This window comes from Nocardiopsis sp. NPDC006198, from assembly GCF_040613895.1.
GTDB classification, from domain to species: domain Bacteria; phylum Actinomycetota; class Actinomycetes; order Streptosporangiales; family Streptosporangiaceae; genus Nocardiopsis; species Nocardiopsis tropica.
Genome location: NZ_JBEXSY010000022.1, coordinates 99,482 through 107,602 on the forward strand (window position 1 = coordinate 99,482; position 8,121 = coordinate 107,602).

Here is an 8,121-nt window from a genome sequence, read left to right on the forward strand (position 1 = left end):
CGGCCCACGGGACACGGCCGCGGGACCGGCGGCGTACGGCCCCGGGGGGCCCGCACATGAGCGGCCCCGCGACGACCGGCGCCGACCTGCTGGTGCTGCACGCCCTGCGCTGCGGCGGCCACTCCGGCCTCTCCCGCGTGGCCGAGACCACGGGGCTGGCCGTGTCCGAGGCCGAGTCCGAGCTGATCGACCTGGCGGTCGCCGGCCTGGTGACCCGCGCGGCCGGCGACTTCGGCGGGTGGGGCCTGACGGAGGCCGGCCGCGCGGCGGACGCCGAGCGGATCACCGGGGAGCTGGAGGCGGCCGGCGCCCGCACCGCCGTGACGGCGGCCTACGAGGACTTCCTCGTGCTCAACCCCGAACTGCTCGACCTCTGCACGGCCTGGCAGCTGCGGTCCGTCGACGGCGTCATGACCGTCAACGACCACGGCGACCCGTCCTACGACGCCCGCGTCCTGGCCGCGTTCGCCGGGTTGGACCGGCGGGCCGCCACCGTCTGCGCCGGCCTGGCCGCCGCGCTGCCCCGGTTCGGCCGCTACCGGACCCGCCTCGCCGGGGCCCTCGAACGCGCCCGGGCCGGCGCCCTGGAGCACGTGACCGACACCACCGCGTCCTACCACACCGTGTGGGCCGAGCTCCACGAGGACCTGCTCGCCACCCTGGGGATCCCCCGATGAGGTGGGTGCGCCCCCTCTCGGCGGGGACCCGGGGGACGGCGCGGACACTGGGCGCCAAGGCGCACGGCCTCGTGCTCCTGCACCGCCTCGGCCTGCGGGTGCCCCCGGCGTTCGTCGTCACCACACAGGCGTGCCGCGCCTTCCTGCGCGACGGGCGCCTCCCCGAGGGCCTGGACGGGGAGCTCGCGGCCGCCGTGGGCGGTCTCGAAGCCGCCACGGGGCGCCGCTTCGGCGGCCCGCGGCTGCCGTTGGCGGTGTCCGTGCGCTCCGGGGCCGGTGTGTCGATGCCCGGCATGATGGACACGGTCCTCAACCTCGGCCTCACGGACGGGGCCGCCGCCGGGCTGGCCGCCGAGACGGGCGACCCCCGGTTCGCTCTGGGCTCGCGGCTGCGGTTCCTGTCCACCCTCGCCTCCGCGCTCACGGACGCGGACGGCGCCGGCACCGCCCTCGGCGGAGCCCCCGAACAGGGGGACACCGACGACGGGGAGGCCGACCCCGCCGGTGCGATCGCGGCGCTCCAGGACCGCATCCGGCGGCGCCTGGGACGGCCGGTCCCCGACGAGGCGGCCGCGCAGCTGGAGCTGGCGGTGGGGGCCGTGTTCTCCTCCTGGGAGTCCCCGCGCGCACGCACCTACCGCGACCTGCACGACATCCCGCACGACCTGGGCACCGCCGTGGTCGTGCAGGCGATGGTGTTCGGCAACCGCGACGGGCGCAGCGGCAGCGGGGTCGCGTTCAGCCGCGACCCCGACACCGGTGGGAACGCCCCCTTCGGCGAGGTCCTGTTCGGCCGCCAGGGCGATGACGTCGTCTCCGGCAGGGCGGCGACCCGGCCCCTGCGCGAACTCGCCGACCGGGAGCCGGCCGTGTGGGCGGGCCTGCTCGACGCCCTGGGCCGGATCGAGGAGCACTACCGGGACGCGTGCTACGTCGAGTTCACCTTCCAGTCCGGCGAACTGTGGCTGCTGCAGGTCCGGCCGGGCCGGTTCGTCGGGGCCGCAGCCGTGCGCGTGGCCACCGAACTCGCGGACGAGGGCGTGATCGGACGCCGCGAGGCGCTGCTCAGGGTCTCGCCGCACGACCTGCGGCACGTGCGCACGCCCCGGCTGGACCCGTCCGGGGAGGCCGACGTGCTGGCCCGGGGGCTGGGCGCGTGTCCCGGGATCGCCGTCGGCGGGGTGGCCACCACCTCCGAGGCGGCGGTGCGCATGGCCGCGGACGGACCGGTGGTCCTCGTGCGTCCGGAGACCTCCCCGCACGACATGCGCGGCCTGGCCGCCGCCGCGGGGGTCGTCACCGCCCGCGGGGGTCCGGCCAGCCACGCCGCGGTCGTCGCGCGCGCCATGGGCAAGCCCGCCGTCGTGGGGGTCGCCGGCCTGTCCGTGGGAGCCGACTGGATGGAGGTCGGCGGACGCACGCTGGGCGAGGGCGGCCTCGTCACCGTCGACGGCACGGGCGGCGAGGTCGCCCTCGGGCGCCCCCGCGTCGTCGCCACTGCCGCCGACGAGCACCTCCACCGGCTGCTCGCGTGGGCCGACGACGTGTCGGGGGACCGCTCCGGACGCGACGAGGCCGACCGCCTCGAAGCCGCCCGTGCCGTGCTCGGGCGCGGCCGGCGCCGCGGCTGAGGCCGTCCGCGTCGTCCGGCGGCGGGGCCGGCGGCCGGGCCGCCCACGGGGCGGTCCGCAGGGGCCGCCGCACCGCCCCGTGCCCCCGGCCGGGAACTTGGTAGGGTGCGCTGGTCGCACCGCGCGAAGAGGTGCGGCGCCGCTCGAGGGAGAGGGGCCCGGCGGGGATGCAGGCGTCGAAGGTCTCGCACGCGATGGCCGCGGCCGTGTCGGTCGCCTCCTCACTCGGCCTGGCCACGGACGACGCGATCGTCCTCCACGACTCGAACAAGCTCACCCTGCGTCTGCTGCCCTGCGACGTCCTGGCCCGGGTGGCGCCTGCGGCGGACCACGTCGCGCAGTTCGAGGTCGACCTCTCCCTGCGCCTCGTCGGCTCCGGGTGCCCCGTGGCAGCGCTCGACCCCCGGGTGGAGCCGCGTGTGTACGAGCGCGACGGCTTCGTGGTCACGCTCTGGACCTACTACGAGCCCGTGGCGCCCCGCGCGGTCCCGCCGGCCGGCTATGCCGCCGCGCTCGGGCGGCTGCACGCCGGCATGCGCGGGCTCGACGTCCCGGCTCCGCACTTCACGGACCGGGTCGAAGAGGCCCGGCGGCTCGTGGCCGACCGCGACCGCACCCCGGCTCTGGCCGACGCCGACCGGGACCTGCTCGGCGACACGCTGCGGAGCCTGGGACGGGTGGTGGGCGAGCGCGGCGGCGCCGTGCAGCTGCTGCACGGGGAGCCGCACCCGGGCAACGTGCTCGCCACGCGGAGCGGTCCGGTGTTCGTCGACCTGGAGACGTGCTGCCGCGGCCCCGTCGTCTTCGACCTCGCCCATGCTCCCGAAGAGGTCGGCGAGCACTACCCGGGTGTCGACCACGAGCTGTTGCGCCGGTGCCGGATCCTCGTGCTGGCGATGGTCACGGCGTGGCGCTGGGACCGGGAGGACCGGTTCCCGGACGGGCGCAGGCTGGGCGAGGAGTGGCTCGGCCGGATCCGGACGGCACTCGGCCACGACGGTCCGGACGCCCGTGGCCGGGAGCGGCCCCCTGTGTCGTAGCCGGTCGGCCGCCGGCGCCGGGTCCGCCGTGGTCCCGACCCCGCCCGCCCGCCCGCGGGCGGGCGGGCCCTCAGGGCCGTACGCCGGGCCCGAAACCCGTCCAGCGCAGTTCGGGCGGGAGGTGGCCCATGTCGTTGTACGTCAGCACCGTGGATCCCGCGCCGTCGCGGTACTCGATCACGGTGAGCGCCGTGTTCGCGCAGTTCAGCCCGATCCAGCGCGCGGGCGGCGCGTCGAGGGCGTGCCTGAGCAGCCAGGCCGCCGGGTAGGCGTGGGTGACCAGGACCTCGTGGGTCACGGCGTCGGCGGGACGGGCGAACCTGCGGACGAGGGCGTCCGCGAGCTCCCTGCCCGAGGCGGCCTCCGCGGCGTCGTACCCGTCGAAGAACCCCGCCCACCCGGGGGGCTGCTCGTCCGGCACGTACGGGACGTGGTCGACCAGTTCGGCCGCCTCCCGCACGGGGGCCCCGCCCAGGCGCCCGCCGATGATCCGGGCGGAGCGCTCCGCGCGGGCGAGGGGCGAGTGCCACACGGCGTCGACCGGCAGGGGGGACAGGCGCTCCCCGAGCAGTTCCGACTGCCGCCGCCCGGTGTCGGTCAGCTCCCCGAAGGGGTCCGCCTCGCCGTGCCGCACCACGTACAAGTGCCGAGTCGCCATCGTCGGACCGTGCTCCCCACCGTTTCGCGTCCGGGGTACGGCGGCCCCCGCGCGGCCCCCGGGGCGCGGGGGCGCCGCGTCGGGGTCGGGCGGGGCGCCGGCGCCCCGAAATTCCCATACTCACAACATCCAGATGACAATAACATCCGAATGGGGGCGGACGGAAGCCGGGGAGGAGCCGCCCCGGGGGCCCGCAAGAACCGGACCTGCGGCTCCGGCCGGGAAAGGCGGGCGGACGAGCCGTCCCCGGGCCGGGGCCGCACACGCGCGCCCGCCGAGCTCACGCGCGGCGCCCGGACCGCTTCCCGCCCTCGGCCTTGGGCCGGTCGCGCATCTCCACGTAGGGCTCCTCGCCCGGGGGATGCCCCGCCTCCTCCGCCCGGCCGCGCTCGATCTCGGCGTTGAACTCCTCGCCCAGCAGGATCGCGATGTTGCTGATCCAGAGCCACACGAGGAAGATCACCACGGCCGCCATGCTCCCGTAGGTCTTGCTGTAGGAGGCGAAGTTGGCGACGTAGAAGGCGAACGCCAGCGAGGCGAGGAGCCAGATCACCACCGCGAGCAGGCTCCCCGGGCTGACCCAGCGGAAGCCGCGCCTGGCGTTGGGCGAGGCCCAGTACAGCAGGGCGATCATGAAGGCCACGACGACCAGCAGCACCGGCCACTTCGCGATGCCCCAGACCGTCACCGCCGTGGGACCCAGTCCGAGCAGCTGTCCGATGCGCTCGGCGATCCCGCCCGAGGCCGCGACGGCGACCACGGTGAGGGTCATCAGGACCACGAGCAGCAGGGTGACGCCGACGCGGACGGGCAGCGTCTTCCAGACGGGTCGCCCCTCCGGGACGTCGTAGACGATGTTGGACGCCCGCATGAAGGCGGCGATGTAGCCCGAGGCCGACCACAGGGCGACGGCCAGGCTGATGACGCCTACCAGCCCGGCGACGCCGGCGCTGCCCTGGAGGTTCTCGATGGCGGTCGTCACCAGGCCGGAGACGTCCTGGGGCAGGACGGCCGAGGCGTTCTCGGTCAGCGTCCGCGTGGCTCCCGGCCCCGCGAGGCCGAGCAGGGACACCAGCACCAGCAGTGCCGGGAAGAGCGACAGGATCGCGTAGTAGGTCAGTCCGGCGGCCAGGTCGGTCACGTTGTCCGCGCCGAACTCGCGGAACGTCCTTCGCAGGGAGCCCCACCACGAGGACTTCGACATGCGGGTCGGCGCCGAGGCCTCTTCCGCCGAAGGGCGTCCGCCGCCGGGTTTCTCGTCGCGCTGACGGGCCATCGGCCACTTCCTTCCTCTCCCGCTCCGGCGGGTCCGCCGGAGCCGAGGCCGTGCCCTCCCGGCCCGCCACCGTGGCCGGCCGGGTGGGAGCGCGGCGAGGACACGGCCCGCGGTCTAGGAACCGCGGATCTCCTCCGAGGCGCTCTTGGCCTCGTGCTGGGCCTGCTCACCGGTGGCGTGCGCCTTCTCCGAGGCGCTCTCCTTCAGGTGCTCCCCGGCGCCGCGGGCCGACTCGGTGGCCTGTTCCCTGACCCGGTCCACGGACTCGGAGACGGCCTGTTGGACCGGCTCGATCATCCCGCCCGCACGGTCCTGGACCTGCTGGGCCGCCTGCCGCTCCGCCCTGCTCTCGGAGAGGAGGGAGGCGGCCAGCAGTCCGGCGCCGAAGGCGATCAGGCCCGCGGCGAGCGGGTTGCCCTGGGTCTGCTGGAGGGCCTGCTGGGGAGCCGACCTGACCGCGCCGGCCATCTGGTCGGCGTTCTGCCGGATCGAGCCCCCGGCGGAGTCCCCGCCGGATCCCGGGGACGGCATCGACCCCATGACGCGCTCCTTCATGTCGTGGGCCCTGCGGCGCATCCGGTGGGTGCGCCGGTCGATCGCGTTCTTCGGGTTGGCGCGGCTCACCAGACGGTCCGTGTCCTCGGTCAGCTCCGCGCGCGTCCGTTCGATGTCCTGCCTTATCCGGTCGGATGTTTCGCCCATCGGGCATCCTCCTTCAACGTCTCGATGGTGCGGTCGGGCCGGGGCGAGACCTCGCGCATCCGGCTGCGCCCCATGAAGAACATGACCGCGCCCGCGATCGCCCACAGCACCGCCACCACCAGGGCCGACCAGCCCAGGCCGATGAGTTCGGCGAGGCCGAACACGGCCGCGAGGCTGAGCAGCACCACCGTCATGTAGCCCGCGAAGCCAGCCCCGCTCAAGAGCCCGGCGGCCTTGCCCGCCTTGGCGGCCTCCTCGCGGAGTTCGGCCTTGGCCAGGGCGAGCTCCTGGCGGAACAGCGTCTGGAGGTCGGTGGTCACCTCGCCGACGAGTTCGGACAGGGACCTGTCGTCCTGGACCGGCTCCGGCCGGATCCGGTCCCGTGTGCTCGGTGAGGGCCTGGGAACCGTCGCCATGTCAGCCTCCCCCGCTTCCCCGGTCCCGGCCCGGCCCCTCCGAGGCCGCGGCCGGCGGGACCGCCTCGCCCGCCACCGGGTCCCCCTGCCGCGGCAGTGAGGTCCCCCCGCGCCCTTCGACCGCGGGCGTCCCCCGCCCGGAGGCGTCGCCTCCGCCGGGTCCCCCCTGGCCGGAGACCGAGGAGGACACCTTGAGGACGCGACCGAGCGCGAACCCGGCCACGGCGGCCCCCACGAGGAACGCCACCGGCCTTCGCCGGGCGAAGTCACGGGCCTCGTCCAGCAGGCCGTCGACGCCCCGCTCGTCCAGGAAGTCCGCGGCGCCGCGGCCGCCGTCGGCGACCTGTCGGACCACGTCCCCCACGGGCGACCCGTCGTCCCCGTGCTCGGCCATGGACCCCAGCTCCTGCGACCACTGCCGCAGGTTGCCCGAGGCCTTCCGTGTCTGGTTGTCGGCCTCCTCCCGGAGGCGGTCCTGCACGTCGCCGACGACGTGCCCCGTCTCCGCGCGGGCCTCTCCGGCGAGGGAACGCGCCTGCTCCTTCGCGGTGGACGCGACCTCGCCCGCCGCCGCGCGAGCCGTGTCGGCCTTCTGGCCGCCACCGCTGTCGGGTCCGCCGGACCCATCCTGCGGGTGCATCACCACAACCTCCTCGGATCGGCTGGTCATGCGTTGGGACGCGCGTACCCCGCACTCGTGCCGGTACGCACGGGAAGGCCGCGAGTGTGCATTCCTGGACGTTCCTTGTCGTGTTCTTTCCCGCGGGGTTGCGGACCGGTGGCGGGGCGCCGACCCCGGGCAGACCCGGCCCGCCGGGAGGAGGTCCCCGGAAGAACGGTCCGGGGGCGCACTCCCCCGGCCGGCGGTCCCCTGCCGGGGGCCGTGGAGGACCCCGCGGGCCCGGTCCCGGGCGCAGGGGCCTTCCGCCGGGCGTTCGCCCGGCGCCCCGGGGGCGTCGGCCCGACCGGCACCGGGCCACCCGGTGCGCTCCACCGGGTGGCCCGCTTGTGCGCCGTTTCGCCGCGCGGGGTAGTAACACACCAGGTCACCGGCCCCGACGCGGGGTGGCCCGCACCCCTCTCCCTCCCTTGGAGGCCCCCATGTCCCACGGACTCGCGCGCGGTCGGAGGCACCGCGCGGACGAGTCGGCCACGGCCCGCCCGCGCAGCCCGACGGCGACCCGAACGTCTCCGGGACCGTGTGCCCCCGGAGCCGGCCGCGACCGGACCGCGGTCCGCGGACCGCGGCGACGACACCACACCGCGGGGCTCCACGGGCCCGCACGCACAGACGGAGGGCGACATGGTCGGACTCGAGCTGAACGACACCGGTGAGCGCGTGAAGTACCTCCAGGAGCTGCTCACCTTCGCCGGGTTCCCTCCCGGCGCCATCGACGGCGTCTACGGCGCCAGGACCGCCGACGCGGTCCTCGCCTGCAGGAGGAGCGAGGGGTCCAACGCGACCTCCGGGAACTCGGTCACCGGCGCCGCCGCCAAGCAGATCCTGACCGCTTTCGTGAGGAGGGTGCCCCGGTAGGGCGCACCGGCCCCGCAGACCGGGGCGGGGGCCGGCAGGACGTCCGACCCCCGTCCCACGGAAGCCGCCGCCCCTCCCCCGTGTCGAGGCCACCGGGGAGCGGTGCGGCGGCTTCCACCCACGGGCGTGCCCCTCCGTCCCGGGCGGGCGGGGGCGCCGCCCGCGGGTGCGCGCGCGGGTCCGC

At 76.1% G+C, this 8,121-nt stretch carries 9 protein-coding genes; 4 read left to right on the forward strand and 5 right to left on the reverse strand.

Annotated features, from left to right (window positions below; all coding sequences use genetic code 11):
• The first annotated feature begins 56 nt into the window (after nucleotides 1-56).
• From ABZ234_RS17275 to ABZ234_RS17285, 3 genes are all read left to right on the forward strand, one after another.
• Complete coding sequence (locus ABZ234_RS17275) at nucleotides 57-677, forward strand: transcriptional regulator (RefSeq protein ID WP_355012743.1); 621 nt, start codon at nucleotides 57-59, stop codon at nucleotides 675-677.
• Nucleotides 674-2,308 (forward strand): pyruvate, phosphate dikinase, encoded by a 1,635-nt coding sequence (locus ABZ234_RS17280; RefSeq protein WP_355012744.1) that lies wholly within the window; start codon nucleotides 674-676, stop codon nucleotides 2,306-2,308. Before ABZ234_RS17275 ends, ABZ234_RS17280 begins: the two co-directional genes overlap by 4 nt.
• Nucleotides 2,309-2,475: 167 nt before the next feature.
• Nucleotides 2,476-3,348 carry a phosphotransferase gene (locus ABZ234_RS17285; protein ID WP_355012745.1) on the forward strand — a complete coding sequence of 291 codons (873 nt, stop codon included), beginning with the start codon at nucleotides 2,476-2,478 and terminating at the stop codon, nucleotides 3,346-3,348.
• Nucleotides 3,349-3,418: 70 nt separating this feature from the next.
• Here ABZ234_RS17285 and ABZ234_RS17290 read toward each other — a convergent pair whose 3' ends face one another.
• The 5 genes from ABZ234_RS17290 to ABZ234_RS17310 all read right to left on the reverse strand — a co-directional run bounded on the left by ABZ234_RS17290 (nucleotide 3,419) and on the right by ABZ234_RS17310 (nucleotide 7,040).
• Nucleotides 3,419-4,006: a histidine phosphatase family protein gene (locus ABZ234_RS17290; protein WP_355012746.1), complete on the reverse strand. Its 588-nt coding sequence runs from the start codon at nucleotides 4,004-4,006 to the stop codon at nucleotides 3,419-3,421.
• Nucleotides 4,007-4,286: 280 nt separating this feature from the next.
• Nucleotides 4,287-5,210, reverse strand: a complete 924-nt coding sequence (locus tag ABZ234_RS17295) for a YihY/virulence factor BrkB family protein (protein WP_355012750.1) — start codon at nucleotides 5,208-5,210, stop codon at nucleotides 4,287-4,289.
• Between the two features lie 186 nt (nucleotides 5,211-5,396).
• The gene (locus ABZ234_RS17300) at nucleotides 5,397-5,984 is read right to left on the reverse strand and encodes a DUF3618 domain-containing protein (RefSeq protein WP_344181552.1); all 588 of its coding nucleotides are present in this window, start codon (nucleotides 5,982-5,984) and stop codon (nucleotides 5,397-5,399) included.
• Entirely contained in the window at nucleotides 5,960-6,400 is a 441-nt protein-coding gene (locus ABZ234_RS17305; protein WP_344181554.1) for a phage holin family protein, read from the reverse strand. The genes ABZ234_RS17300 and ABZ234_RS17305 overlap by 25 nt, the downstream gene beginning before the upstream one ends.
• A 1-nt stretch (nucleotide 6,401) precedes the next feature.
• On the reverse strand, nucleotides 6,402-7,040 hold the full coding sequence (locus ABZ234_RS17310; RefSeq protein WP_344181556.1) for a hypothetical protein: 639 nt from the start codon (nucleotides 7,038-7,040) through the stop codon (nucleotides 6,402-6,404).
• 663 nt (nucleotides 7,041-7,703) lie between these two features.
• On the opposite strand from ABZ234_RS17310, the gene ABZ234_RS17315 reads away from it, so the two are divergent.
• Entirely contained in the window at nucleotides 7,704-7,937 is a 234-nt protein-coding gene (locus ABZ234_RS17315; RefSeq protein WP_355012747.1) for a peptidoglycan-binding domain-containing protein, read from the forward strand.
• Nucleotides 7,938-8,121: the final 184 nt, after the last annotated feature.

Coding starts and splice junctions, on each gene's coding strand:
- ABZ234_RS17275 (WP_355012743.1), top strand. CDS start 57: ATGAGCGGCCCCGCGACGACCGGCGCCGACCTGCTGGTGCTGCACGCC.
- ABZ234_RS17295 (WP_355012750.1), bottom strand. CDS start 5,210: ATGTCGAAGTCCTCGTGGTGGGGCTCCCTGCGAAGGACGTTCCGCGAG.
- ABZ234_RS17310 (WP_344181556.1), bottom strand. CDS start 7,040: ATGCACCCGCAGGATGGGTCCGGCGGACCCGACAGCGGTGGCGGCCAG.
- ABZ234_RS17280 (WP_355012744.1), top strand. CDS start 674: ATGAGGTGGGTGCGCCCCCTCTCGGCGGGGACCCGGGGGACGGCGCGG.
- ABZ234_RS17315 (WP_355012747.1), top strand. CDS start 7,704: ATGGTCGGACTCGAGCTGAACGACACCGGTGAGCGCGTGAAGTACCTC.
- ABZ234_RS17290 (WP_355012746.1), bottom strand. CDS start 4,006: ATGGCGACTCGGCACTTGTACGTGGTGCGGCACGGCGAGGCGGACCCC.
- ABZ234_RS17285 (WP_355012745.1), top strand. CDS start 2,476: ATGCAGGCGTCGAAGGTCTCGCACGCGATGGCCGCGGCCGTGTCGGTC.
- ABZ234_RS17300 (WP_344181552.1), bottom strand. CDS start 5,984: ATGGGCGAAACATCCGACCGGATAAGGCAGGACATCGAACGGACGCGC.
- ABZ234_RS17305 (WP_344181554.1), bottom strand. CDS start 6,400: ATGGCGACGGTTCCCAGGCCCTCACCGAGCACACGGGACCGGATCCGG.